The 24,617-nt window shown below is 39.4% G+C and carries 23 protein-coding genes, 1 pseudogene and 1 riboswitch; of the genes and pseudogenes, 14 read left to right on the top strand and 10 right to left on the bottom strand.

Annotated features, from left to right (window positions below; translation table 11 throughout):
* Positions 1–3 precede the first annotated feature (3 nt).
* Positions 4–828: a 3',5'-cyclic-AMP phosphodiesterase gene (gene cpdA / locus AT683_RS03055; RefSeq protein ID WP_038440617.1), complete on the top strand. Its 825-nt coding sequence runs from the start codon at positions 4–6 to the stop codon at positions 826–828.
* Positions 829–925: 97 nt separating this feature from the next.
* Here the strand turns inward: cpdA and AT683_RS03050 are convergent, their stop codons facing one another.
* Positions 926–1,213 carry a YfcZ/YiiS family protein gene (locus tag AT683_RS03050; RefSeq protein ID WP_005691446.1) on the bottom strand — a complete coding sequence of 96 codons (288 nt, stop codon included), beginning with the start codon at positions 1,211–1,213 and terminating at the stop codon, positions 926–928.
* A 206-nt stretch (positions 1,214–1,419) separates the two neighbouring features.
* Here AT683_RS03050 and AT683_RS03045 point away from each other — a divergent pair, with 206 nt between their 5' ends.
* The 3 genes from AT683_RS03045 to mutH all read left to right on the top strand — a co-directional run bounded on the left by AT683_RS03045 (position 1,420) and on the right by mutH (position 4,079).
* Positions 1,420–2,796, top strand: a complete 1,377-nt coding sequence (locus tag AT683_RS03045; RefSeq protein WP_058222168.1) for an outer membrane protein transport protein — start codon at positions 1,420–1,422, stop codon at positions 2,794–2,796.
* A 75-nt stretch (positions 2,797–2,871) separates the two neighbouring features.
* Positions 2,872–3,411 carry a methylated-DNA--[protein]-cysteine S-methyltransferase gene (locus tag AT683_RS03040; RefSeq protein ID WP_058222167.1) on the top strand — a complete coding sequence of 180 codons (540 nt, stop codon included), beginning with the start codon at positions 2,872–2,874 and terminating at the stop codon, positions 3,409–3,411.
* Positions 3,408–4,079, top strand: coding sequence for a DNA mismatch repair endonuclease MutH (gene mutH / locus AT683_RS03035; protein ID WP_048946921.1), 672 nt, complete (start codon positions 3,408–3,410; stop codon positions 4,077–4,079). The genes AT683_RS03040 and mutH overlap by 4 nt, the downstream gene beginning before the upstream one ends.
* A gap of 7 nt (positions 4,080–4,086) precedes the next feature.
* Here mutH and tilS read toward each other — a convergent pair whose 3' ends face one another.
* The 5 genes and pseudogenes from tilS to znuC all read right to left on the bottom strand — a co-directional run bounded on the left by tilS (position 4,087) and on the right by znuC (position 8,183).
* Positions 4,087–5,379 (bottom strand): tRNA lysidine(34) synthetase TilS, encoded by a 1,293-nt coding sequence (gene tilS / locus AT683_RS03030; protein ID WP_048946922.1) that lies wholly within the window; start codon positions 5,377–5,379, stop codon positions 4,087–4,089.
* A pseudogene (locus tag AT683_RS09380) lies at positions 5,379–5,486 on the bottom strand (pyridoxal kinase); the annotation flags it as partial. The gene tilS and the pseudogene AT683_RS09380, both read right to left, overlap by 1 nt.
* Positions 5,487–5,555: 69 nt before the next feature.
* Positions 5,556–6,503, bottom strand: coding sequence for an acetyl-CoA carboxylase carboxyl transferase subunit alpha (gene accA / locus AT683_RS03025; protein ID WP_005686868.1), 948 nt, complete (start codon positions 6,501–6,503; stop codon positions 5,556–5,558).
* 88 nt (positions 6,504–6,591) lie between these two features.
* On the bottom strand, positions 6,592–7,377 hold the full coding sequence (znuB, locus tag AT683_RS03020) for a zinc ABC transporter permease subunit ZnuB (protein WP_005686871.1): 786 nt from the start codon (positions 7,375–7,377) through the stop codon (positions 6,592–6,594).
* Entirely contained in the window at positions 7,377–8,183 is an 807-nt protein-coding gene (gene znuC, locus AT683_RS03015; RefSeq protein ID WP_005656411.1) for a zinc ABC transporter ATP-binding protein ZnuC, read from the bottom strand. The genes znuB and znuC overlap by 1 nt, the downstream gene beginning before the upstream one ends.
* Positions 8,184–8,360: 177 nt before the next feature.
* Between znuC and mepM the strand changes: the two genes are divergently transcribed.
* Both mepM and AT683_RS03005 read left to right on the top strand, forming a co-directional pair.
* Entirely contained in the window at positions 8,361–9,782 is a 1,422-nt protein-coding gene (gene mepM, locus AT683_RS03010) for a murein DD-endopeptidase MepM (protein WP_038440606.1), read from the top strand.
* Between the two features lie 112 nt (positions 9,783–9,894).
* A complete protein-coding gene (locus tag AT683_RS03005; RefSeq protein WP_038440604.1) occupies positions 9,895–10,851 on the top strand; it encodes a sigma 54-interacting transcriptional regulator in 957 nt (318 codons plus the stop codon).
* A 95-nt stretch (positions 10,852–10,946) separates the two neighbouring features.
* Here the strand turns inward: AT683_RS03005 and hfq are convergent, their stop codons facing one another.
* Both hfq and rluC read right to left on the bottom strand, forming a co-directional pair.
* Positions 10,947–11,222, bottom strand: coding sequence for an RNA chaperone Hfq (gene hfq, locus AT683_RS03000; RefSeq protein WP_005693756.1), 276 nt, complete (start codon positions 11,220–11,222; stop codon positions 10,947–10,949).
* Positions 11,223–11,312: 90 nt separating this feature from the next.
* Entirely contained in the window at positions 11,313–12,281 is a 969-nt protein-coding gene (gene rluC, locus AT683_RS02995; RefSeq protein WP_038440601.1) for a 23S rRNA pseudouridine(955/2504/2580) synthase RluC, read from the bottom strand.
* Positions 12,282–12,702: 421 nt separating this feature from the next.
* Here rluC and rne point away from each other — a divergent pair, with 421 nt between their 5' ends.
* From rne to trhP, 7 genes are all read left to right on the top strand, one after another.
* Positions 12,703–15,510, top strand: coding sequence for a ribonuclease E (gene rne / locus AT683_RS02990; protein ID WP_058222166.1), 2,808 nt, complete (start codon positions 12,703–12,705; stop codon positions 15,508–15,510).
* 231 nt (positions 15,511–15,741) lie between these two features.
* On the top strand, positions 15,742–15,954 hold the full coding sequence (locus tag AT683_RS09755; RefSeq protein ID WP_005693751.1) for an opacity family porin: 213 nt from the start codon (positions 15,742–15,744) through the stop codon (positions 15,952–15,954).
* A 111-nt stretch (positions 15,955–16,065) separates the two neighbouring features.
* A riboswitch (TPP riboswitch) is annotated at positions 16,066–16,154 on the top strand.
* 129 nt (positions 16,155–16,283) lie between these two features.
* A complete protein-coding gene (gene thiM, locus AT683_RS02980) occupies positions 16,284–17,075 on the top strand; it encodes a hydroxyethylthiazole kinase (RefSeq protein WP_038440597.1) in 792 nt (263 codons plus the stop codon).
* The gene (gene thiD / locus AT683_RS02975; RefSeq protein WP_005686881.1) at positions 17,068–17,877 is read left to right on the top strand and encodes a bifunctional hydroxymethylpyrimidine kinase/phosphomethylpyrimidine kinase; all 810 of its coding nucleotides are present in this window, start codon (positions 17,068–17,070) and stop codon (positions 17,875–17,877) included. The genes thiM and thiD overlap by 8 nt, the downstream gene beginning before the upstream one ends.
* Positions 17,878–17,887: 10 nt before the next feature.
* Positions 17,888–18,568 (top strand): thiamine phosphate synthase, encoded by a 681-nt coding sequence (thiE, locus tag AT683_RS02970; RefSeq protein ID WP_005686883.1) that lies wholly within the window; start codon positions 17,888–17,890, stop codon positions 18,566–18,568.
* On the top strand, positions 18,552–19,856 hold the full coding sequence (locus AT683_RS02965; protein WP_005686884.1) for an MFS transporter: 1,305 nt from the start codon (positions 18,552–18,554) through the stop codon (positions 19,854–19,856). Before thiE ends, AT683_RS02965 begins: the two co-directional genes overlap by 17 nt.
* 168 nt (positions 19,857–20,024) lie before the next feature.
* The gene (trhP, locus tag AT683_RS02960; protein WP_038440595.1) at positions 20,025–21,404 is read left to right on the top strand and encodes a prephenate-dependent tRNA uridine(34) hydroxylase TrhP; all 1,380 of its coding nucleotides are present in this window, start codon (positions 20,025–20,027) and stop codon (positions 21,402–21,404) included.
* A 33-nt stretch (positions 21,405–21,437) separates the two neighbouring features.
* Here trhP and srmB read toward each other — a convergent pair whose 3' ends face one another.
* Entirely contained in the window at positions 21,438–22,757 is a 1,320-nt protein-coding gene (gene srmB / locus AT683_RS02955) for an ATP-dependent RNA helicase SrmB (RefSeq protein WP_005656439.1), read from the bottom strand.
* 69 nt (positions 22,758–22,826) lie between these two features.
* Between srmB and AT683_RS02950 the strand changes: the two genes are divergently transcribed.
* Positions 22,827–23,525, top strand: a complete 699-nt coding sequence (locus tag AT683_RS02950; RefSeq protein ID WP_005656441.1) for a tRNA1(Val) (adenine(37)-N6)-methyltransferase — start codon at positions 22,827–22,829, stop codon at positions 23,523–23,525.
* A 30-nt stretch (positions 23,526–23,555) separates the two neighbouring features.
* Here AT683_RS02950 and AT683_RS02945 read toward each other — a convergent pair whose 3' ends face one another.
* On the bottom strand, positions 23,556–24,611 hold the full coding sequence (locus AT683_RS02945) for a tRNA/rRNA methyltransferase (RefSeq protein WP_005686886.1): 1,056 nt from the start codon (positions 24,609–24,611) through the stop codon (positions 23,556–23,558).
* Positions 24,612–24,617 lie beyond the last annotated feature (6 nt).

Genomic DNA, 24,617 nt, shown 5'->3' with positions numbered 1-24,617 from the left:
TTAATGAAAAATACGTTTGTTTATCAGGCGGAAAAGCCTGTTATTAAATTATTACAAATTACGGATCCCCATTTATTTAAAGATGAAAGTGCGGAATTATTGGGGGTAAATACACAAGCAAGTTTTGCTCAAGTATTAAAGGAAATTCAGCAAGAAAATAACCAATTTGATGTAATTCTTGTTACAGGCGATCTTGTGCAGGATAGTAGCGATGAAGGTTACATTCGTTTTGTAGAAATGATGAAACCTTTCAATAAACCTGTATTTTGGATTCCGGGAAATCACGATTTTCAGCCTAAAATGGCAGAATTTTTAAATCAGCCACCAATGAACGTGGCAAAACATCTTCTATTGGGCGAGCATTGGCAAGCCTTATTGTTAGATAGCCAAGTTTACGGTGTACCGCACGGACAACTAAGCCAGCATCAACTCGATTTATTAAAAGAAACCTTAGAAAAAAATCCTGAACGCTATACCTTGATTGTATTACATCACCATTTATTACCAACTAATTCCGCGTGGCTTGATCAACATAACCTTCGTAATTCTCACGAATTGGCAGAAGTGCTTGCGCCTTTTAGTAATGTGAAAGCTATTTTATATGGGCATATTCATCAAGAAGTAAATAGTGAATGGAATGGTTATCAAGTGATGGCAACACCAGCGACTTGTATTCAATTTAAACCTGATTGCCAGTATTTTTCTCTTGATACCTTACAGCCTGGTTGGCGTGAAATTGAGCTACATTCAGATGGTTCAATTCGTACCCAAGTGAAACGTATTCAGCAAGCGGAATTTTTGCCGAATATGCAAGAAGATGGATATTAAATTTTGTGGACGTTTTAAAAATCACTTTCATAGTAAGCATTTTTAAAACGTCCACTATTCTAACCCAATAAAAGTGCGGTCAAATTTTTAATTGTTTTTAACGATTCGCCAGTTCAAAAATCATCGCTTCTGCTTGGCAACTAAAAGTGAAAGAAGCATTTAATTGAACGCCGTTTTCAACTGCCACGATTTCGCTTTTAATTTCGCAAGGATCGCTTTCTATATCGCGCGCTTTCTTCGTTAATCGCTCAAGCGCTGCATTGGCATCAGCTTCTGTGCTATAAAATTGATGTACTTCTACGCTACAGTCAGAGCCATCAATAATCGTGCCTACATCAACACAGCTACAAGTTAAGGATTCTTCTGCTTTGCATTTTACGGTCATTTTCTTTTCCTTATATGAATGTTTTTGTGCATTTTATCATTTTTCTTGTTCCCCATAAATGACAAAAATTGAACAAAACAATCCATTAAATGCAAAAAGCTCCTGCTAACTAGTCGTAGCTCTAATAAAAATAAGGAATAGAGTTGCACTCAATAGATTCGGGCTTTATAATTGCCCAGATTTTTATTTATAACAAAGGGTTCCAAATGAAAAAATTTAATCAATCTCTATTAGCAACTGCAATGTTGTTGGCTGCAGGTGGTGCAAATGCGGCGGCGTTTCAATTGGCGGAAGTGTCTACTTCTGGGCTTGGTCGTGCCTATGCAGGTGAAGCGGCGATTGCAGATAATGCTTCTGTCGTGGCAACTAACCCAGCTTTGATGAGTTTATTTAAAACGGCACAGTTTTCCACAGGTGGCGTTTATATTGATTCTAGAATTAATATGAATGGTGATGTAACTTCTTCTGCTACAATAATAGCAACTAGTGGAATGACAGCAACAAAGTACGGCTCAGCTTCAGCGCGTAATGTTGTTCCTGGTGCTTTTGTGCCAAATCTTTATTTCGTTGCACCAGTGAATGATAAATTCGCGCTGGGCGCAGGAATGAATGTCAATTTCGGTCTAAAAAGTGAATATGACGATAGTTATGATGCTGGTGTATTTGGTGGAAAAACTGACTTGACTGCTATCAACTTAAATTTAAGTGGTGCTTATCGAGTAACAGAAGGCTTGAGCGCAGGTTTAGGGGTAAATGCGGTTTATGCTAAAGCCCAAGTTGAACGGAATGCTGGTATTCTTGTGGATACTGTTAAGGATGGCCAAGTAACAGGAGCACTCGCAACACTGGGCGAACCATACAAAAACCTTCCTCAGCATTTGCCCTCTAAAGACAAATCTGTTGTGTCATTACAAGATAGAGCAGCTTGGGGCTTTGGCTGGAATGCAGGTGTAATGTATCAATTTAATGAAGCTAACCGAATTGGTTTAGCCTATCATTCTAAAGTGGACATTGATTTTACTGACCGCACTGCCACTAGTTTAGAAGCAAATGTCATCAAAGAAGGTAAAAAAGGTGATTTAACCCTTACATTGCCAGATTACTTAGAACTTTCTGGTTTCCATCAATTAACTGACAAACTTGCCGTGCATTATAGTTATAAATATACCCATTGGAGTCGTTTAACAAGATTATACGCTAGCTCTGAAAATGGTAAAAAAGCGTTTGATAAAGAATTACAATACAGTAATAACTCTCGTGTTGCATTAGGGGCAAGTTATAATCTTGATGAAAAATTGACCTTACGTGCAGGTATTGCTTACGATCAAGCGGCATCTCGTCATCAGCGTAGTGCTGCAATTCCAGATACCGATCGCACTTGGTATAGTTTAGGGGCAACCTATAAATTCACGCCGAACTTATCTGTTGATCTTGGCTATGCTTACTTAAAAGGCAAAAAAGTTCACTTTAAAGAAGTAAAAACAATAGGTGAACAACGTGCATTGACATTTAATACAACTGCAAATTATACTTCTCAAGCACATGCAAATCTTTACGGCTTAAACTTAAATTATAGTTTCTAATCCGTTAAAAAATTTAGCATAATAAAGCACACTTTCACACCAAGTGTGCTTTTCTTTTATAAAACAAGGCGAAAAATGACCGCACTTTATTACACTTATTACCCTTCCCCCGTCGGACAGCTTTTGATTTTATCTGACGGCGAGAGCATTACACATATTGATTTTGAAAAAGAGCAATATGCGCCTAATCCAAAATGGCACAAGCAAGATGAATTGCCTGTTTTTCAAAAAGTGCGGTTAGCTTTTGAACGATATTTTAATGGGGAAGTTGAGTGTTTTTCAAACATTCCTTTAAAACCAGAAGGCACAGTATTTCAACAAGCCATTTGGCAAGCCTTGCGAAAAATTGCTTATGGCGAGCTTTCCACTTATGGAGAGCTGGCGTTACGTATTAATAATCCTAAAGCTGTTCGTGCCGTGGGCGGTGCTGTGGGCAGTAATCCCATTAGTATTATTATTCCTTGTCATCGTATTTTAGGTAAAGATCGGACTTTAACTGGTTTTGGTGGTGGCTTAGAGGCAAAACGTTTTTTATTACAGTTAGAAAAAATTCCCTATATTGATAAAGGCACTGAAAATACTAAGCCTCGCTTTTTTAAGAAATATCACGAATGATTCCACAAACCCTTGAACAATTACTTTCCCAAGCGCAATCAATTGCAGGCTTAACTTTTGGGGAGTTAGCTGATGAACTGCATATTCCTGTTCCGATTGATTTAAAACGAGACAAAGGCTGGGTGGGGATGTTACTTGAAACTGCATTAGGGGCGACAGCTGGCAGTAAAGCAGAGCAGGACTTTTCCCATTTAGGCGTTGAGCTTAAAACATTGCCGATTAATGCTGAGGGTTATCCTCTTGAAACGACCTTTGTGAGCCTTGCCCCATTGGTACAAAATTCAGGGGTTAAATGGGAAAATTCTCACGTTTGTCATAAACTTTCTTGTGTACTTTGGATGCCAATTGAAGGCAGCCGTCATATTCCATTACGTGAACGCCATATTGGCGCGCCAATTTTATGGAAGCCAACCGCTGAGCAAGAACGTCAATTAAAACAAGATTGGGAAGAATTGATGGATTTAATTGTACTTGGCAAATTGGAGCAAATTACCGCTCGAATTGGGGAAGTTATGCAACTTCGCCCTAAGGGGGCAAATAGTCGCGCAGTGACAAAAGGCATAGGAAAAAATGGCGAAATTATAGATACCTTGCCTTTGGGTTTTTATCTAAGAAAAGAATTCACCGCTCAAATTCTGAACGTATTTTTAGAAACAAAGTCGCTTTAACTTGATTTTAAAACTCGTCAAAAACACGAAAAAAACCGACCGCACTTTTTAGCTCGTTGCCATAAAAAATTAAAGGGATCCGATTTCGTTCCCAAGGTGGTACGCTTAATTCTTGCCAGATTTTTTTTATATCTTCTCTTGGGCGTTTCGGATGATGTTTCACTTTGCCCGAATAGCCAAAACGAATAGAAATAGGCAAGTTCGTTTTTTCCAGCGTAACAGAGTAATCCTGCCAGTAGAAAATCAGATTATGTTCATTTTCTTGAACAGTGAGATTGCCTAAATTATCAGGTAAATTTAGCGTATTTTGTTCTAATTTTAGGGAGCATTTGGTTAGATCAGAAAACGGCTTAGTTAAATATAAACTATCTTGATAACGTCGAATAACTTTATTTACAAGCTGAAATTGAGGATTTGCCTCTTCTTTTGCAAAAACGACATCATTAATAAGCTGTGTAAGTTGGCGTTTACTTGGCATTTCAAGTTGGTTTTCCGCAAGCCACATACGCAAAAGTGCGGTTTGTTTTGCGAGAGAATATTGGCGGAACTGGCACAGTTTAAATTGGTTTTTAATTTGACAATGTTGTGCAAAGGCTTCACTCAATAAATCATTAATTAACTGTTGTTGCTCAAAACAATGTTGTGCGGAACGTTGCACGGCTAAATCAAAATAAGCCCAGCGTTCACGTAATTCTGGCAAAATTTCATTGCGTAAGAAATTGCGATCAAATCGATTATCTTTATTACTTTCATCTGTAATCCAGTTGAGTTTTTCTTTTTGAGCATAATCTTCTAACTGTGGGCGAGTAAAACTTAACAACGGGCGTAAAATTGGCATGCCGAATAATACGCTTTGTTGTTGCATTGCGCCTAAGCCTTGTAGCCCACTGCCACGTTTTAGTGCTAAGAAAAATGTTTCTGTTTGATCGTTTAGATGATGTGCTGTAACCAGCATTTCTTTCGTTTGAAGATGTTTTTTTATGGCTTGATAGCGTGCTTCACGCGCCCCAGCCTCAATGCCATTGGTTTTATCTACTTGTACTCGCTCAATAATCAACGGAATTTGAAATTGATCGCATAAGTCTTGGCAATGTTTAGCCCAACTGTCGGCATTGGGGCTTAATCCGTGATGAATGTGGATAGCTCGTACTGATAAAGGCGGTAAGTGCGGTTGTTTTTGACGAAGTTTTGCAAATAAAGAAAGAAGTACAGTAGAATCCAAACCACCACTCAAGGCGATAAGAAACCCTTGAGCGGTGGCTTTTTGGAGTTGTTTTTCAATGTCTGAAAGTAAATCCATTAGGCAACTTTTTCAGCTTTATAGTTACTGCTTGGATTAAGAATTTCAAAACGTGCAGCAATGGTTTGTAACTCGTAAGAACCCAGTTCAAAGGTGGTTTTCATTGTGTTTTCTCCTTTGTTGTATATTTAGATCAAAAAAGAGCGGCAAAAATCACCGCTCTTTTAGAATGTTAGTTAGCAATAACCGTAAGACATTAAACGTTCATAACGTCTATTTAATAATTCTTCTTTGCTTAGTCCGTCAAGTTCTGATAAATCTTCTTTTAAACGAAGTTTTAAGTTTTCAGCTATTTCTAGATAATTACGATGCGCACCACCTAAAGGTTCTTGCACAATGCTATCGATAAGATTTAATTCTTTCAAACGGCTTGCAGTTAATCCCATTACTTCCGCTGCAGTCGATGCTTTTTCCGCACTTTTCCAAAGAATAGAAGCGCAACCTTCAGGCGAGATAACAGAATAAGTGGAATACTGCAACATATTCACTTTATCGCCCACGCCAATAGCTAATGCACCGCCCGAACCGCCTTCGCCGATAACGGTACAAATAACAGGAACGGTAAGTTGTGCCATTTCGCGTAAGTTGCGAGCAATAGCTTCCGCTTGACCACGTTCTTCTGCGCCAATACCTGGATAAGCCCCTGGAGTATCAATAAATGTAATAATTGGCAATTTAAAACGTTCAGCCATTTCCATTAAACGTAACGCTTTACGATAGCCTTCGGGGGCTGGCATACCAAAATTGCGTTGTACTTTTTCTTTTACAGAACGACCTTTTTGATGACCGATAACCATCACTGGGCGACCATCTAAACGTGCCAAGCCACCAACAATCGCTTTATCATCAGCAAAAGCGCGGTCGCCAGCAAGTTCTTCAAATTCCGTAAAAATATGTTCAATATAATCTAATGTATAAGGGCGGTTTGGATGACGTGCCATACGTGAAACTTGCCAAGCATCAAGGTTAGCAAAGGTTTTTTTAGTGAGTTCGTTACTTTTCTTTTGTAAGCGTTTGATTTCATCAGTTAAATCAACTTTATCATCCGATGCTGCATGTAATGCTTCAATTTTTGCTTCTAATTCTGCAATCGGCAATTCAAAATCTAAATATTCTTGGTTCATTTTGTTATCCTAAAAAGACCGTAAAAATCGACCGCACTTTATCAAGAATTAAACTGTGGCGCAAATGGTTTTCACTGGTTGGGCAAGCTCATAATCGCTCTTTTTTGAAGAGTGATAAGACAAATAAAAACGCTGAACAAATCACAACGGAAGGCCCAGCAGCGGTATCATAAAAGGCTGATAAGATTAGCCCAGCTATAATTGACAACATACTGACTACAATCGCCCAGCCCACCATAGATTCAGGTGTTCTCGCAAAGCGACGAGCGGTTGCCGCAGGGATTATTAATAAGGATGTGATTATTAATGCACCGACAAATTTCATACTCAAGGCAATAGTCAATGCGGTTAATATCATTAAAATAAAACGCATTTTTTTGATATTAATGCCTTCAACTTGCGCGAGTTCTGGCGATACGGTGGTGGAAAGTAAGGATTGCCAAAAGTAAATTAATGTTGAAAGCACAATTATCACGCCAATGCCAATATAAATTAAATCGGTATAATTAATTGCGAGCAAATCCCCAAATAAATAATTCATTAAATCTACCCGTACATTCCGTAATAATCCTACTGTCACAACGCCGAGAGATAAACAGCTATGGGCGATAATGCCGAGCAAGGTATCAATAGAAAATTGCGTATTGCTTTCTAACCACACCATTGCGATAGCAAGAATTAAGGTCAGCACCACAATCGCAATGTAAGGATTGACTTGTAAGAAAATCCCTAACGCCACACCGAGCAAGGCAGAGTGAGAAAGTGTGTCGCCAAAATAAGCCATTTTCCGCCACACTACAAATACGCCAAGTGGCGCAGTAATAAGTGAAAGCAAAATGCCTGTTAAAAAGGCTGGAAATAAAATTTCAAACATTATTTATCCTTATTTTGACAATGCACTGCTGATGAATTACAACCGCACACATCTCCGTGTAAAGTGTGATGATGATTGTGATGATGGGTATAAAAGCCGATATTTTGTGCGATCTGATTTCCCCATAAACGCATAAATGTTGGATCATTTGAGAGAACATCAGGCGTACCTGCACAACAAATATGTTGGTTAATACACAATACTTCTTTACTGTCTGCCATCACAATGTGTAAATCGTGTGATACCATCAATACAGCACAATTTAATTTTTGTTGGGTTTGATGAATGAGCTGATAAAGTTCTGCCTGCCCAGTAATATCTACGCCTTGAGTGGGTTCGTCTAGCACAAGTAAATTTGGTTTATTTAAAATTGCACGCGCCAATAATACCCGTTGCATTTCGCCACCAGATAGTTTTTGCATATTATTTTTGCGTAAATGTGAAATAGAAAGTTGCTCAAGTGCGGTGGATATTTCTTGTGTTTTAATGCCTTTTTTTAGCGAAAGAAATCGCTCAACCGTGATGGGTAAACTATGATCTAAATGGATTTTTTGTGGAACATAACCAATACGAACATTTTTACTATAAATGACTTCGCCAGAAGTGGGCGTTTGTAGTTTTAATAAGGTTTTTAATAACGTTGATTTTCCGCCACCATTTGGCCCCACAATGGTAATAATAGAATTGGGATAGATATTTAAATTAATATCTTGCAGAGCGGTTTTTTGTGCGAAAACCACATTGATATTTTTTAATTGAATGAGCGGTTGTTGGTTTTGCTCGTTGCGAATGGCTGTGATATTCATAAAATCGCCGTGTTTTCAACAATGGTTGGGGAAAATAACGCATTTTTATAGAATTCTCAAGATTTTCTCTCTTGTGTCGAATATTTAAGCATTTGAATAATGCTTTTTCCATAGGAATGAATTTTCTTTATAATCTGTAGTCTGAATGCTGAAAACTTTTTTATTTTAGGGATGCCAGTGCAACACGTAAAATTAGCTCGAGATAGACGAAAAAAACGCACATATATAAAAGTAGGCGTGTTTTTTGTTGCTATTCTGCTTATTTTGACAGGCATTTTACTTACAATAAAAGACAAATCTGAAGAAAATCCCATATTTTCCACCTCTGACAGTGGGGAATATCACGAGTTAAATACATCGCCAAATAAAAATTCCACCGCACTTCAACCTGATGAAGATGCCACCTCTTATGATGATGAACTGCAAGCAAAAGATGATGAAGTTGATGAAGTAAAACTATCTTCAGATGATCTCGGTACTTTACCTCAACACGCACAAGACGCACTCAATGGTTTATTAGACGCGGCCGATCAAGCCATAAGAATTACTGATCAATTTAGCTATACGGTAACCGAAGGGGATACGTTAAAAGATGTTTTAGTTTTATCTGGTTTAGATGATTCATCAGTACAACCGTTGATTAAGCTTGATCCCGAATTAGCCCACTTAAAAGCAGGTCAGCAATTTTACTGGATTTTAAATAAAAATGATAACTTGGAATATTTAAATTGGCTGGTTTCTGAAAAAGAAGAACGTATTTATGAACGTCTCGAAGATGGGAAATTTAAACGCCAAGTTATTGAAAAGAAAAGTATTTGGCGAAAAGAAGTATTAAAAGGCGAGATTCAAAATTCTTTAAATAGTAGTTTAAGAGAACAAGGTCTTGATACGCGACAAATTAGCCAACTTAGTAACGCCTTACAATGGCAAGTGAGTTTACGAAAACTAAAAAAAGGCACTCAATTTGCCATTTTAGTTTCTCGTGAATATTTAGGCGATAAACTTACAGGTCAAGGTAATGTTGAAGCGTTACGTATTTCATCTGGTGGTAAAAATTATTATGCAGTGCAAGCGGCAAATGGTCGTTATTATAATCAGCAAGGGGAAACTTTAGGCAAAGGTTTTGCTCGTTATCCATTGCAGCGACAAGCGCGAGTTTCCTCCCCTTTTAATCCAAATCGTCGCCATCCAGTAACAGGACGTGTTCGTCCCCATAAAGGCGTGGATTTCTCTGTTTCTCAAGGCACACCAGTTATTGCACCAGCAGATGGTACAGTTGAAAAGGTCGCTTATCAGGCTGGCGGTGCTGGGCGTTATGTTATGTTGCGTCACGGGCGTGAATATCAAACTGTTTATATGCACTTGAGCAAATCCTTAGTAAAAGCAGGGCAAACCGTTAAAAAAGGCGAACGTATTGCGCTTTCTGGTAACACGGGCATTTCTACGGGGCCGCATTTACATTATGAATTTCGTATTAACGGTCGAGCAGTGAATCCTCTTACTGTTAAATTACCCGGTACTAGCAGCGGTATGAGTTCAGCTGAACGTAAACAATTCCTTGTTCGTGTTCGTGAAGCAGAAAAAATGTTAAAACCTTAGCTATATAAAGTGCGGTCAAAAATGGTCGCATTTTTACCTTGTAAAATAATATTTACACTTTGTTGTAAAGAAATTATCATAGCCATATCTTAATTATTTCCATTCCCTGAATATGACGATTTCTAAATTTGATCCTCAAAAACCCTTCGATTGTTTTGTTGTACAAAGTGAAGCGATGAAAAGTGCGGTAGAAAACGCGAAACGTTTTGCTATGTTTGATGTGCCTTTGTTAATTCAAGGCGAAACGGGGACAGGAAAGGATTTGTTAGCGAAAGCCTGCCATTATCAGAGTTTACGTCGAGATAAAAAATTTATCGCAGTAAACTGTGCAGGATTGCCTGATGAAGATGCGGAAAGTGAAATGTTTGGTCGAAAAGTTGGCGACAGTGAAACCATTGGTTTTTTTGAATACGCAAATGAGGGTACAGTTTTACTCGATGGTATTGCTGAACTTTCATTGGGTTTGCAGGCTAAATTATTGCGTTTTTTAACGGATGGATCTTTCCGTCGAGTAGGCGAAGAAAAGGAGCATTATGCAAATGTGCGCGTGATTTGCACATCACAGGTTCCACTCCATTTGCTTGTTGAGCAAGGTAAAGTTCGTGCTGATTTATTTCATCGCTTAAATGTTCTCACTATTAATGTGCCTGCATTACGCAATCGCGTTGCAGATATTGAGCCACTGGCACAAGGTTTTTTACAGGAAATCAGTGAAGAATTAAAAATTGCAAAACCAACTTTCGATAAAGATTTTCTTCTTTATTTGCAGAAATATGATTGGAAAGGGAATGTTCGTGAGCTTTATAACACCCTTTATCGTGCCTGCTCTCTGGTACAAGATAATCATTTGACTATCGAAAGTTTAAATCTTGCTCCGCCACAAAGTGCGGTAATTTCTTTGGATGAATTTGGAAATAAAACCTTAGATGAAATCATCGGATCTTATGAAGCACAAGTTCTAAAATTATTTTATGCAGAATATCCAAGCACGCGAAAATTAGCTCAACGTTTAGGCGTTTCCCATACTGCGATTGCGAATAAATTGAAACAATATGGAATTGGAAAATAATTTTCCGATTTGAAATGGAAAAAGTGCGGTTGAAATTTCCTAAGAATTTTCAACCGCACTTAATAAATATTGATTGTCCATTAATGGTGTTGTGATTACTCTGCTTGAGTTTCCACGTTTTCAACTGCTTCTGTTGGAGCAGTATGATGATTATTATTGTGATGCGAAACTGAACGAGCAGGTACAACCGTTGAAATTGCGTGTTTATATACCATTTGGTTCACTGTGTTTTTTAATAAAATCACGAATTGATCGAATGATTCAATTTGACCTTGAAGTTTAATTCCGTTTACAAGGTAAATTGATACAGGAATGCGTTCACGACGAAGCGCATTTAAATAAGGATCTTGTAAAGATTGTCCTTTTGCCATTTTGCTATCCTTTGTTGTCGTTATTATGAAATTTGTTGATAGAAACGAGTTGTCTCCGTGTGTAAGTGTAGCAATAAACAGAAATATTGTCTATTTGCTTTCCCGCAACTTTTGCAAAATTGCTTTCATTTGATGATCTAGTGGTGCATTGAAACGTAGTGTTTCGCCATTTTTAGGGTGTTCAAACCGAATTGAAAAAGCGTGCAAAAACAAACGATTTAATCCTAATTCATTCATTTGTTTATCAAAATCTTTATCGCCGTATTTATCATCTAATGCAATAGGATGCCCAGCATATTGTGTATGCACACGAATTTGATGGGTTCGCCCTGTGACTGGTGAAGCCTTCACAAGCGTAGCATTTATATAGCGTTCTTCAATGCTGAAGCGGGTTTCAGATGGTTTTCCTTGCTCGCTGACACGCACAATGCGCTCTCCGCTAGATAATTCATTTTTCAAAAGAGAGGCTTGAATAACTTTTATATGGGATTGCCATTGCCCACGTACTAACGCTAAATAATCTTTTTGAACGGTTTTGACGCGAAGTTGTTCGTGCAAATTGCGTAATGCTGAACGTTTTTTGGCAATTAATAAAATGCCTGATGTATCGCGATCTAAACGATGAACCAGTTCTAAAAAGCGTGCTTCTGGGCGTAATGCTCGTAAGGCTTCAATCACACCAAAATTTAAACCACTTCCGCCATGCACCGCGATTCCTGAGGGTTTATTTAAAATAATCAAGCAATCATCTTCAAACAAAATTTGGTTTTCAAGTGCGGCAACTTTATTGAGATTTTTTGAAATCGGCACATCATTTTTTTCAGCCACACGCACAGGTGGAATGCGTACAACATCGCCTGTTTGCAATTTATATTCTGGTTTAATTCTGCCTTTGTTTACTCGCACTTCGCCTTTACGCACAATGCGATAAATTAAACTTTTGGGTACACCTTTGAGTTTTGCTAATAAATAATTATCAATTCGTTGTCCACTTTCATCTTCACTAATTGTCAGCATTTTTACGGATGAATTAATGATTTTTTCATTTTGTTTTGTCATTTTTTTTCCTTTTGAAAATCGCTGCAAATCATATCATAAAGGCACTATAAACGTAATATGAACGTCACTCTATGAACGCAAATTCGCCTTGCTAATTAATCGTTTTCTATGGATAATAGAGCCTCTTTTTGCGCCTAAGAATTTGCGTAAAAAAGGATAAGTTTTGTTGGTAAAAACTCAATGCAGCAATTGGCATAAGACATTGATAATCAACATTTTTCTTAAAATAAATCAGCCATTTGCAACGCGTGCGGAATATCGCGTTGTTTTATCAAGCAAATATTTATGCTTAATAACGTTATCAATGCACCCAGCAACATACAGTCGTGAGATTGACTGGCGCGAGAAACACGAGGTCGATAACGAAGCAAAGTGCGGTTTATTTTGAGTTTTTTTTAAATATTTAATAAGAGAATTGACAATGAAAAGAATGTTAATCAATGCAACTCAAAAAGAAGAGTTGCGTGTCGCGCTTGTCGATGGACAACGCCTTTTTGACTTGGACATTGAAAGTCCAGGACACGAACAAAAAAAAGCGAATATCTACAAAGGAAAAATTACTCGCGTTGAGCCAAGCTTAGAAGCGGCTTTTGTAGATTATGGTGCAGAACGTCACGGTTTTTTACCTTTAAAAGAAATTGCCCGTGAATATTTTCCTGATGATTATGTTTTTCAAGGTCGTCCGAATATTCGCGATATTTTGACTGAAGGACAGGAAGTTATCGTTCAAGTTAATAAAGAAGAAAGAGGAAACAAAGGTGCAGCCTTAACTACTTTTGTTTCTCTTGCCGGTAGTTATTTGGTGTTTATGCCGAATAATCCACGGGCAGGAGGAATTTCTCGCCGTATTGAGGGCGATGAACGTACTGAACTAAAAGAGGCATTAAGTTCATTAGATGTGCCTGACGGTGTAGGCTTAATCGTCCGTACTGCTGGTGTGGGAAAATCGCCAGAAGAATTACAATGGGATTTAAAAGTATTATTACATCATTGGGAAGCGATCAAACAAGCTTCACAAAGTCGTCCAGCTCCATTTTTAATTCATCAAGAAAGCGATGTGATTGTACGCGCTATTCGCGATTATTTGCGTCGTGATATTGGTGAGATCCTGATTGATAGCCCAAAAATTTTTGAGAAAGCGAAAGAGCATATCAAACTTGTGCGTCCTGATTTCATCAATCGCGTGAAACTTTATCAAGGCGAAGTGCCACTTTTCAGCCACTATCAAATTGAATCTCAAATTGAATCCGCATTCCAACGTGAAGTGCGTTTACCTTCTGGCGGTTCAATCGTTATTGATGTAACTGAAGCATTAACCGCCATTGATATTAACTCCGCACGTTCTACTCGTGGTGGCGATATTGAAGAAACGGCATTAAATACCAACCTTGAAGCGGCAGATGAAATCGCGCGTCAATTACGTTTACGTGACTTAGGTGGTTTAGTTGTTATCGATTTCATTGATATGACACCAATCCGCCATCAACGTGAAGTAGAAAATCGTATTCGTGATGCGGTTCGTCCAGATCGCGCCCGTATTCAAATTAGCCGAATTTCTCGTTTTGGTTTGTTAGAAATGTCACGTCAGCGTTTAAGCCCATCATTGGGCGAATCTTCGCACCATATTTGCCCTCGTTGTCAAGGAACAGGCAAAGTGCGTGATAATGAATCTCTTTCTTTATCTATTTTGCGTTTGCTGGAAGAAGAAGCATTAAAAGAAAACACTAAGCAAGTGCATACCATTGTGCCAGTACAAATTGCCTCTTATCTTCTTAATGAAAAACGCAAAGCAATCAGCAATATTGAAAAGCGTCATAATGTCGATATTATTGTTGCCCCAAATGAAGCAATGGAAACACCGCACTTTAGCGTTTTCCGCTTACGTGATGGCGAAGAAGTAAATGAATTAAGCTATAATTTAGCGAAAATTCACTGTGAGAAAGATGAAAATACTGAAGAATCACTGGTTTCTCGTAATGTGGAAACAACAGCTGTTATTGAACAACCAGCGGTTGAAAGTGCAGTAGTTGCGCTTTCTATTTCAGAAGCAGCCCCAACGCCAGTTGAGCGTAAATCAAATGAACCCTCTTTGTTAGCTAAAATTATTGCGAAGATTAAAGGTTTATTTGCGACTAAATCTGAAGAAAACAAACCGAAAAATAACCGCACTTCGCGCAATCCTAATCGTAATCAACGCCGTTCACAGGATCGTCGTTCTTCTCGTCGTCCACGTTCTGAAAATAACGAAACAGAAAGAACCGAAGAACAGGTTCGTAATGTCCGTGAGCGTAATCAACGCCGTCCGCGCCGTAACTTAGTGGAAGAAAGTATCGCTGAAAGTGCGGTAAATTCTACACCTGTTTTTGAGGCTAAAGAAGAAAGAACTGAGCCTGTAACTCAACGCCGCCAACGCCGTGATTTACGTAAACGCGTGCGCGTTGAAGATAATGAAACAGTTGTTGAAAATAACTTCAGCACGACTGAAAAAATGCCAGAAGTGGATGTAATTACGGTTCAAAATAATGATGAAAAACCCGTTCATCAGAACCAGCGTTCTGAACGTCAAGAGCGTCAGCGTCGTACTCCACGTCATTTACGTGCAGCGAATAATCAGCGTCGTCGCCGTAATCAAGAGCCAAAATCGCCAATGCCATTATTTGCTGCGGTGGTTTCGCCTGAATTGGCAAGTGGCAAGGCTTGGATTGATTATTCAACGGTAAATCTGACAAAAGAAAATCATTTCTTATCTGTGGATGAATTGCTTGAGCAAGAGAAAACTAAAAAAGGGTTTATCACGCCAGCAATGGGAATTGTCATTGAAGAAAAATCCCCTGATGTAAAACCTGCATTAGATTTTATTACTCAACCAGCTAATGAATCGGTACAGAAAAAAGTACAAGAATCTTTAGATCGTTTAAGTTCATATAAACCTCAAGAAGTTGTTGAATCTATTGATCCAGCAATTAATGTAGATGAACCTGAAACGCTCGAGAAAGTATCAAAATTTGTCCGCACTTATGAATTTAATGGACGTTTAGGTACAATTTCTTCAGAGCCCCATACAAAAGCGGAGATGACTTTAGCGAAAGCAAATGATGAAATGCCAGAGGCTTTCCCAATTAGGGCTTGGCAGGATTCTCGTTATTATTTCTATGGAAAAGGCGCGGCAGGACATCATTGTGCAATTAGCCACGTTTATTCTGAACCAACCCGCGCAAAATCAGAATAATCAAAAATAAAAATAGAATTGACGTAACCAAAATTACGTCAATTCTTTTTATTTTATAAATACAGTTTGATTGAAAGCATAAAAAACCAATCAGTCAAATTTTGCTGTTATTTTATGCTTTAATTAAAACATTTTTACTTATATTATAGAACAGAGTAAGTTGGGCATGTTGCTACCAGCGGTTACACAAAAGATGAATTTACAACAAAACTTACATTTAAGACTAACAATATGCCAATAGGCGGAGATGTGAAGGCGGATCAGGAAACATCAGGTTCTAGAAGCATAAAACGCATTGGCTTTGGTTTTATTGGTGGTATTGGCTATGATATTACACCGAATATTACCTTAGACTTAGGTTATCGTTATAACGACTGGGGACGTTTAGAAAACGTGCGTTTTAAAACTCATGAAGCCTCTTTCGGTGTACGTTACCGTTTTTAATTAAACAAATTTAGTTTTCTATTTAAGCGGTCAAATTCTTCTCATTATTTGCAAAATGAGGGAAAAATTTGACCGCTTGTTTTTTCTTGAAAAGAAGCGTAAACTTCATGCAATTTTTAGTCGGGGTGCCGAAAGGCTGAGATGATACCCGTGAACCTGAAACAGTTAGCACTGACGTAGGAAACTAATATGCCACATATTCAACCTTTCTCTATCACGATTTTATCCTGTTTATTTTCCCAATTTTCTACATTTTATTACACCTGCTAATTGCTCACAGTGAATAGCGGGCATTTTTGTTTATTTTATATTCAACACAAGGAATGCTTATGCAATCAATTTATCTCGCCAAAATCCGTGAGCAGAATCCGCTCATTCATAACATCACCAACATTGTGGCAGCGAATTTTAGTGCCAATGGTTTGTTGGCATTAGGAGCTTCGCCTTTGATGTCGGCGAATATCGAAGAAATGCAGGAAGTACCGAAAATCAGTCAAGTATTGGTCATTAATATTGGTACGCTGATTGGTAAAGATCGGGAGGCAATGTTGCAGGCAGGAAAAACGGCAAATGAGGTTGGAATTCCTGTAGTGTTAGATCCTGTTGGTGTGGGGGCAACGAGCTATCGCCGTGAGACCATTCGCCAATTGCTGGCAGAAGTAAAATTCGCACTTATTCGTGGTAATGCAGGTGAACTGGCTGCCATTGCAGGCGAGACGTGGCAGGCAAAAGGTGTAGATGCAGGGCAAGGCGAAGTGGATTTAAAAGCCGTTGCCGAGAAAGTGGCTCAACGCTATGGCTGTACGGTGTTGATTAGCGGGGCGGTGGATATTGTCAGCGATGGCACACAAACTGCGACCGTTCACAACGGCACGTCATTGTTCCCGAAAGTTACGGCTTCGGGCTGTTTATTGAGTGCCGTGTGTGCGGCTTTTTTAGCGGTAAGTGAAGGAAATTATTTTTCTGCGACATTAGAAGCCTGTGTAGCATACACCATTGCAGGCGAGTGTGCGGCGCAAGGCTTAACCACACAAGTGGGACAGTTCCAAATCCGTTTGTTGGACGAGCTTGCTGCCCTTTCCCCTGAAACCATTGGACAAAGAGGGCGCATCAATGAGTAATGTGAAACAAGTTTTAACCATCGCAGGGTCAGACAGTGGCGGTGGTGCAGGCATTCAAGCGGATCTTAAAACCTTCCAAATGCGCGGCGTGTTTGGTACATCCGTAATTACAGCTGTTACTGCACAAAACACACTTGGCGTATTTGATATTCACCCTATTCCACTGAAAACAATTCAAGCGCAACTGGAAGCGGTCAAAAATGATTTCCAGATTGCAAGTTGCAAAATTGGTATGTTGGGCAATGCAGAAATTATTGAATGCGTTGCAGATTTTCTTGCTGATAAACCTTTCGGCACGCTAGTGCTAGATCCTGTAATGATCGCCAAAGGCGGTGCACCCTTATTGCAACAGCAAGCGGTGAGTGCGTTAAGCCAAAAATTGCTGCCGTTGGCGGACGTGATTACACCAAACATTCCCGAAGCGGAAGCATTAACGGGGATTGCGATTGTGGACGACATCAGTATTCAACAAGCCGCAAAAGCATTGCAAAAACAGGGAGCGAAGAATGTGATTATTAAGGGCGGACATTCGCTCAATTCGCAAAGTGAGCTGTGCCAAGATTGGGTTTTACTTGCAGATGGTCGTCATTTTACTTTGCAAAGCCCCCGTTTCAACACGCCGCATACACATGGTACGGGCTGTACCTTTTCTGCCTGTTTAACCGCAGAGTTGGCGAAAGGCGAACCGTTGCAAAGTGCGGTAAAAACAGCGAAAGATTTTATTACCGCTGCGATTTCTCACCCGTTGAATATTGGGCAAGGACACGGGCCGACAAATCATTGGGCTTACAGTCGCCTTTAAGGATTGAAAGATGAAAAATATTCAAAAAATCTTACCGCTTTACTTTGTGGCAGGCACGCAAGATTGCCGTCATTTGGGCGAGAACTTATCAGAAAATTTATTATTCGTGCTTAAACAAGCGTTAGAAGGCGGAATTACCTGCTTTCAATTTCGGGATAAAGGCAAATTTTCGTTAGAACATACGCCCTCAGCACAGAAGGCACTGGCGATGAGTTGTCGTGATTTGTGCCGTGAATATGGCGTACCGTTTATTGTAGACGACAACGTTGATTTGGCGTTGGCAATCGAGGCGGATGGCATTCACGTTGGGCAAAGCGATATGCCTGTGCAAGAGATTCGCGCTAAAACAGATAAACCGCTAATTATTGGTTGGTCGGTGAATCGTTTAGACGAGGCAAAAATTGGGGAAAATTTAGCGGAAATTGATTATTTTGGAATTGGCCCGATTTTCCCAACGCAATCAAAAGAAAATCCCAAACCAACACTAGGAATGGCATTTATTCAAACTTTGCGAAATGTGGGCATAACTAAACCGCTTGTGGCAATTGGTGGGGTGAAATTAGCTCACGTTAAAACCTTACGAGAATTTGGGGCGGATGGTGTGGCAGTGATTACTGCAATTACGCACGCCGATAATGTGCAAGCCGCAACAAAAGCATTACGGGAGGCAAGTGATGAATACGCAAAATAGTTTAAAGCAAGTAGCAACAGCGACGATGGTCGGCACTGCAATTGAGTATTTCGATAACTACATTTACGCAATGGCAGCGGTATTGGTATTTAACCATCAATTCTTCCATGCCGCAGATCCACTTTCAGGGCAGATTGCGGCACTTTCCACTTTAGCACTTACTTTTATTGCTCGCCCTTTGGGAGCAATATTGTTCGGGCATTTCGGTGACCGTTTCGGGCGGAAAAATACTTTTGTGATGAGCTTGCTGTTGATGGGTATTTCCACTGTGGTTATCGGTTTGTTGCCAACCTATGACAGCATCGGTATTTGGGCGACAATTTTGCTCTGTTTATGCCGTATTGGGCAAGGTATCGGTTTAGGCGGAGAGTGGGGCGGTGCTGCGTTAGTTGCGGTTGAAAATGCTCCAGAAGGTAAACGAGGTTGGTATGGTACTTTCCCACAACTGGGAGCCCCGCTTGGCTTGTTGTTGGCAAATGGCGTATTCTTAGGCATTACTGCGATTTTCGGGCAAGAAGCTATGACTGAATGGGCGTGGCGGATACCATTTTTATCTTCCGTTATCTTAGTGGCAATTGGCTTATATGTTCGCCTAAAACTGACTGAAGCCCCGATTTTCCTTGCGGCACTCAATAAACCGCAGCCAAAACGCTTACCAATGTTGGAAGTTGTCACTACTTATTTCAAGCCGTTTTTCTTAGGAATGTTGGTTTGCATTGCTGGCTATGTGCTGTTCTACATTATGATTGCCTTTAGCCAAATTTACGCCAAATCTGCCCCAACGGTTTCAGAGGCAGGATACGCAATGGGATTAGGATTTTCTCCGCAAATTTTTACCGCTTTATTGATGGCAAGTGCGGTTTCTTTGGCTATTACCATTGCCGCTTCGGGCAAATATATCGACAAAATTGGTCGCCGTATTTGGCTCATTTGGACAACCGTTGGCGTTGCGATTTTTGGTTTATCCTTGCCGTTATTTCTCGAAAACGGTACAACTACCAGTCTGTTTTGGTTTTTATTCATCGGTATGGGGTTAATTGGAATGGGCTATGGACCATTAGCAAGTTTTTTACCTGAACTCTTCCCTACTCACGCCCGCTATTCAGGTGCTTCTTTAACCTATAATATTGCAGGTTTATTCGGGGCAAGTGTTGCGGCAATCATTGCCTTACCGCTGAATGCTCACTACGGCTTAAAAGGTGTGGGGATTTATTTAACCCTAAACGCTGTATTGAGCTTGATTGGATTATGGTTTATTTCAGAAACGAAAGATAAATTACTATCCTAAGATTTGAGGAATTAAATACAACCTATTAAGCGGTTAAATTTTACATAAAATTCTACTAAGAATTTAACCGCACTTTCCTTTACAAGCCAAATATTTTCTCTACAATACCCCACCTAACGATTTACCTTGAGTAAATCCCTGACCTGAAATCAGACAAAAGAGAATATTATGACAACCCAATTCAAACCAGAATTACTTTCCCCTGCAGGCTCTCTTAAAAATATGCGCTATGCGTTTGCTTATGGTGCAGATGCGGTTTATGCAGGCCAACCTCGTTATAGCTTACGTGTACGCAATAATGAATTTAATCACGCCAATTTGAAAATCGGGATCGATGAAGCCCATTCCCTTGGCAAAAAATTCTATGTAGTGGTAAACATTGCACCCCATAATTCCAAACTCAAAACTTTTATTAAAGATTTACAACCTGTCATCGATATGAAACCAGATGCTTTAATTATGTCTGATCCAGGCTTAATTATGTTGGTGCGTGAAAATTTCCCTAATATTGATATTCATCTTTCTGTGCAAGCCAATGCGGTAAACTGGGCAACAGTGAAATTCTGGAAACAAATGGGATTAACTCGTGTGATTTTATCGCGCGAACTTTCAATAGATGAAATTGCTGAAATTCGCCAACAAGTGCCAGATATTGAACTCGAAATTTTCGTACATGGTGCGTTGTGCATGGCGTATTCTGGCCGTTGCTTACTTTCTGGCTATATCAACAAACGCGATCCAAATCAAGGCACTTGCACCAATGCTTGCCGTTGGGAATACAAAATGGAAGAAGGCACGACGGATGAAGTAGGCAACATCGTGCCGAAAATCGATCCTGCTCAACAAATCGAAGTGAAAAATGTAGCACCAACCTTAGGCGATGGCACAGTAACAGATAAAGTCTTCCTTTATACCGAATCACAAAAGCCTGACGAACAAATGACAGCGTTTGAAGATGAACACGGCACCTACTTTATGAATTCAAAAGATCTATGTGCCGTACAACATGTGGAAAAACTGACCGAACTTGGTGTGCATTCTTTAAAAATCGAAGGCCGTACTAAATCATTTTATTATTGTGCAAGAACGGCTCAAGTTTACCGCAAAGCCATTGATGATGCAGCCGCAGGCAAACCATTTGATGAAAGCTTAATGGATACGTTAGAATCCCTTGCGCATCGTGGTTATACCGAAGGTTTCTTACGTCGCCATACGCACGATGAATACCAAAACTACGAATATGGCTATTCTATTTCTGATCGTCAGCAATTTGTCGGTGAATTTACGGGCAAACGTAACGAACAAGGTATGGCTGAAGTAGCAGTAAAAAACAAATTCTTACTTGGCGACAATGTAGAAATGATGACACCACAAGGCAATATTAATTTCAAAATTGAAAAAATGCTAAATCGTAAAAATGAAACGGTTGATGCAGCACTAGGTGATGGGCATTTTGTATTCTTAAATGTACCACAAGATATTAACTTAAATTACGCTTTATTAATGCGTAATTTAGTTAATACCAATACAAGAAACCCACATTGCTAGTGTGATATAAAACAGAATTTAAATCATACCTAATTAAACATTACTGTTACTTGGCTTGCGTCGTTTGCCGATATTTTTCGTATCCTTATGACGCAATTTTACTTTTTTCTTTGCCTCTGTTTTTTTCTTTTCTTCACGTTTTTCTTTAATGCGTGCCTTTTGTTTTTTGCTGACAGATTTCACTTCGCCATCTTTTGGTGGCTTAGTGCGAGGTTCTAAACCTGCTAAAATGCGCGCCTTTAAAATTTCCTCAGTATAACGTTTGATTTTACCTAGCAACTTGTAATCATGCGCTTCGACAAAAGAGACTGCCGTGCCTTTTTTGCCAGCTCGCGCGGTACGTCCAATTCGATGCAAATAAGTATCCGCACTATAGGGCAAATCAAAATTCATCACGTGGCTTACATCATCAATATCAATACCACGCGCAGCCACATCTGTTGCAACCAATACCGTCACAATACCTGATTTCAATTTATCAATGGCATTGTTACGTTGAGTTTGTGCCATTTCGCCTTCTAAATATGCGGAACGAATGCCTCGTTTACGCAATGTTTCAGAAACTTCACGCGCATCTTCACGACGGCGAACAAATACAATTCCACGGGTTACTTTTTCAGTTTCAATAAAACGCGCGAGCAATTTGATTTTATGTTCATTGCTGTCTGCGTGATAATACCATTGGTTGATTTTTTTTCTTTCACGGCGACTTGGTTCCGCATCTACTTTCACAGGATCATTCAACAAACGCTCCGCAAAATCGACCAATAACTCTCCTTCTAAGGTTGCAGAAAACAACAAAGTTTGTTTCCGCCAACGGGTTTCAGCTGCAATTTTTTCCGCATCTTGCCCAAATCCCATTTGTAACATTCTATCGGCTTCATCAAAAATCAGCATTTCAACGGAACGGCAATCAAAATTTTCTTCCTTAATGTATTGCAATAAACGACCTGGCGTAGCCACCACCAAATCTTGATTGGTATTGAATACATCACCGTGATTTTGATACGCCACACCACCTGTAATTGTCGCAATATTTAAATGGGTGAACTGCGCTAATTCTTCCGCTTGTTCAGCCACTTGCATTGCCAGTTCTCGGGTTGGTGTTAATATCAAAATACACGGTGGCCCTGGTTTACGGCGTGGATAATCCAATAAATGTTGTAGCGCAGGTAATAAAAAAGCAGCGGTTTTCCCTGTTCCCGTTGGTGCAGAGCCTAATACATCACGCTCTTCCATTGCGGCAGGAATGGCTTCCATCTGAATAGCTGTTGGGCGGGAATAACCTTTTTTCTCAAGTGCCTTTAAAAGTTCTGGAGAAAGATCGAATTGTTCAAATTGGGATAAATTCATTATTGTGCGGTTCTTTGTTAAAATCGTCGAGGATTATACCTGAAAGTGCGGTCAATTTACGAAAAATTTATGAGCGGATTTACCTTTAAACAATTCCATATCAATCAAGATTCTTGTGCCATGAAAGTCGGCACTGATGGCATTTTGTTAGGTGCTTGGGCTGATGTAAAGCATTGTAAAAATATTTTAGATATGGGCAGTGGCACAGGATTATTGACTTTAATGTTAGCACAACGAACTGAAGAAAACTGTCAAATTCAAGCGGTTGAGTTGGATCCCATTGCAGCAAAACAAGCACAAGAAAACATCAATAATTCAGTGTGGAAAAATCGCATTCAACTTACTCAAGCGGATATACAACATTTTTTACAAACCACTGAACAAACCTTTGATTTAATTGTGGCAAATCCACCTTATTTTGAACAAGGTATCGCTTGTAAAAATGAAGAACGAGAATTGGCTCGTTATACCAAGCAAAGCCACTTAAATTGGTTAGAATGGGCTGCAACACGCTTGTCGGAAAATGGGAAAATAAGTTTTGTTTTGCCTTATGATGCAGGCAAAACGCTCACAAAATCCACCGCACTTTTTTGCATAAAACAGACGAATGTCATCACTAAAATAGGAAAAACGCCCCAGAGAATGTTGCTTACCTTTGCCAAACAACCCGAAGTTTTAATGCAAGATCAATTGGTAATTTATGATGCGGATAATCAATACACTGAAGCGTTTATTGAATTGACTAAAGACTTTTATTTGAAATTTTAAAGGGGAAATCGTTTCCCCTTTAATCATACACTATCTAAAATACCACTTCGCTAACAACACACCCGCATTCACTGCAATGTTTAAGCCTGATTTAATTGGACTTGCGAGCGTTAAACGCACTTGTGTATCTTCTGGCGTCGCTAAACTTTCCGTAGAACTTTCACTTAGCACAAAAACCACTTTATTTTTTAACCGCACTTTATCCAATGGGTCGCCTTGTTTATTGTGCGATACGTGAATAATTTGATAGCCTGATTTACGCAAGTGCATCAAAGCCGAATCAATATCATCCGTTTCTAACACACGAATATATTCTGCGCCACCTTCTGCTACACGCATAGAGGCTCCCGAATACAGATTTTCCACATTATCGGCGACAATATTTTTCACGCCAAAATAAGCACAAGTACGCAATACACCTCCGATATTTTGTGCATTATTCACGTTGTCCAATAGCACTAAACAATCTTCTTTATGAGGAATATCCAAATACCCTTGCAACGTGAAAGCACGCGGTTTCTTCACCAATAAGCAAATGCCACCGTGATGTTCTGTTCCGCTCACTCGGGCTAATTCTTCACTATCTACAACGTGATAAGCCTTCTTGTTTTCGGCTAAATAACTCAATACCTCGCCAATTTTGTGTGACATTTGCACGGTTGCCCACAATCGAACAATACTTTCAGGACGCTCTGCAAATAAAGCTAAACAGGCATTTTCACCGTAAACCTTCATTTCTTCCGCACGGTTTTTCTTAATTTTTTCAGGCGCACGAGGAGAAAGCGCACCAGTTTTCTTTTCTTTCGTTTTATAAACCGTACCCGTACTTTTTATTGTCACTTGAACCTTAGGTTGTTCTGTATTTTTATTTGATGGTGCGCGAGATAAAGAAAGTTGCTTAATTCTAGTTTCTTTCACTTCTTGTTTATCACGAGGAAAACGAGATTTTTCGTTTCTATTTCCATTAAATTTATCATTAAAGTGCGGTCGATTTTGGCTTGGTTTTTCTCTGTATTTTTCACCTACTGAGCGTTCTTGAAAGGTTTTGCCTGCGGATTGAAAAGACGGTTTGCGTTTGTCGTTCATAGGGTT

Source organism: Haemophilus influenzae, from assembly GCF_001457655.1.
Taxonomy (GTDB): domain Bacteria; phylum Pseudomonadota; class Gammaproteobacteria; order Enterobacterales; family Pasteurellaceae; genus Haemophilus; species Haemophilus influenzae.
This window is presented reverse-complemented; position numbering and strand designations above follow the sequence as displayed.

Bases quoted from the DNA above. Each gene is read 5' to 3' on its own strand.
- cpdA (WP_038440617.1), top strand. From the start codon at position 4: ATGAAAAATACGTTTGTTTATCAGGCGGAAAAGCCTGTTATTAAATTA.
- AT683_RS09755 (WP_005693751.1), top strand. From the start codon at position 15,742: ATGCCAATAGGCGGAGATGTGAAGGCGGATCAGGAAACATCAGGTTCT.
- rluC (WP_038440601.1), bottom strand. From the start codon at position 12,281: ATGACAAAACAAAATGAAAAAATCATTAATTCATCCGTAAAAATGCTG.
- tilS (WP_048946922.1), bottom strand. From the start codon at position 5,379: ATGGATTTACTTTCAGACATTGAAAAACAACTCCAAAAAGCCACCGCT.
- thiD (WP_005686881.1), top strand. From the start codon at position 17,068: ATGAGTAATGTGAAACAAGTTTTAACCATCGCAGGGTCAGACAGTGGC.
- AT683_RS03040 (WP_058222167.1), top strand. From the start codon at position 2,872: ATGACCGCACTTTATTACACTTATTACCCTTCCCCCGTCGGACAGCTT.
- thiM (WP_038440597.1), top strand. From the start codon at position 16,284: ATGCAATCAATTTATCTCGCCAAAATCCGTGAGCAGAATCCGCTCATT.
- AT683_RS03005 (WP_038440604.1), top strand. From the start codon at position 9,895: ATGACGATTTCTAAATTTGATCCTCAAAAACCCTTCGATTGTTTTGTT.
- trhP (WP_038440595.1), top strand. From the start codon at position 20,025: ATGACAACCCAATTCAAACCAGAATTACTTTCCCCTGCAGGCTCTCTT.
- rne (WP_058222166.1), top strand. From the start codon at position 12,703: ATGAAAAGAATGTTAATCAATGCAACTCAAAAAGAAGAGTTGCGTGTC.
- mutH (WP_048946921.1), top strand. From the start codon at position 3,408: ATGATTCCACAAACCCTTGAACAATTACTTTCCCAAGCGCAATCAATT.
- hfq (WP_005693756.1), bottom strand. From the start codon at position 11,222: ATGGCAAAAGGACAATCTTTACAAGATCCTTATTTAAATGCGCTTCGT.
- AT683_RS02945 (WP_005686886.1), bottom strand. From the start codon at position 24,611: ATGAACGACAAACGCAAACCGTCTTTTCAATCCGCAGGCAAAACCTTT.
- srmB (WP_005656439.1), bottom strand. From the start codon at position 22,757: ATGAATTTATCCCAATTTGAACAATTCGATCTTTCTCCAGAACTTTTA.
- znuC (WP_005656411.1), bottom strand. From the start codon at position 8,183: ATGAATATCACAGCCATTCGCAACGAGCAAAACCAACAACCGCTCATT.
- AT683_RS02965 (WP_005686884.1), top strand. From the start codon at position 18,552: ATGAATACGCAAAATAGTTTAAAGCAAGTAGCAACAGCGACGATGGTC.
- accA (WP_005686868.1), bottom strand. From the start codon at position 6,503: ATGAACCAAGAATATTTAGATTTTGAATTGCCGATTGCAGAATTAGAA.
- AT683_RS03050 (WP_005691446.1), bottom strand. From the start codon at position 1,213: ATGACCGTAAAATGCAAAGCAGAAGAATCCTTAACTTGTAGCTGTGTT.
- AT683_RS02950 (WP_005656441.1), top strand. From the start codon at position 22,827: ATGAGCGGATTTACCTTTAAACAATTCCATATCAATCAAGATTCTTGT.
- AT683_RS03045 (WP_058222168.1), top strand. From the start codon at position 1,420: ATGAAAAAATTTAATCAATCTCTATTAGCAACTGCAATGTTGTTGGCT.
- znuB (WP_005686871.1), bottom strand. From the start codon at position 7,377: ATGTTTGAAATTTTATTTCCAGCCTTTTTAACAGGCATTTTGCTTTCA.
- thiE (WP_005686883.1), top strand. From the start codon at position 17,888: ATGAAAAATATTCAAAAAATCTTACCGCTTTACTTTGTGGCAGGCACG.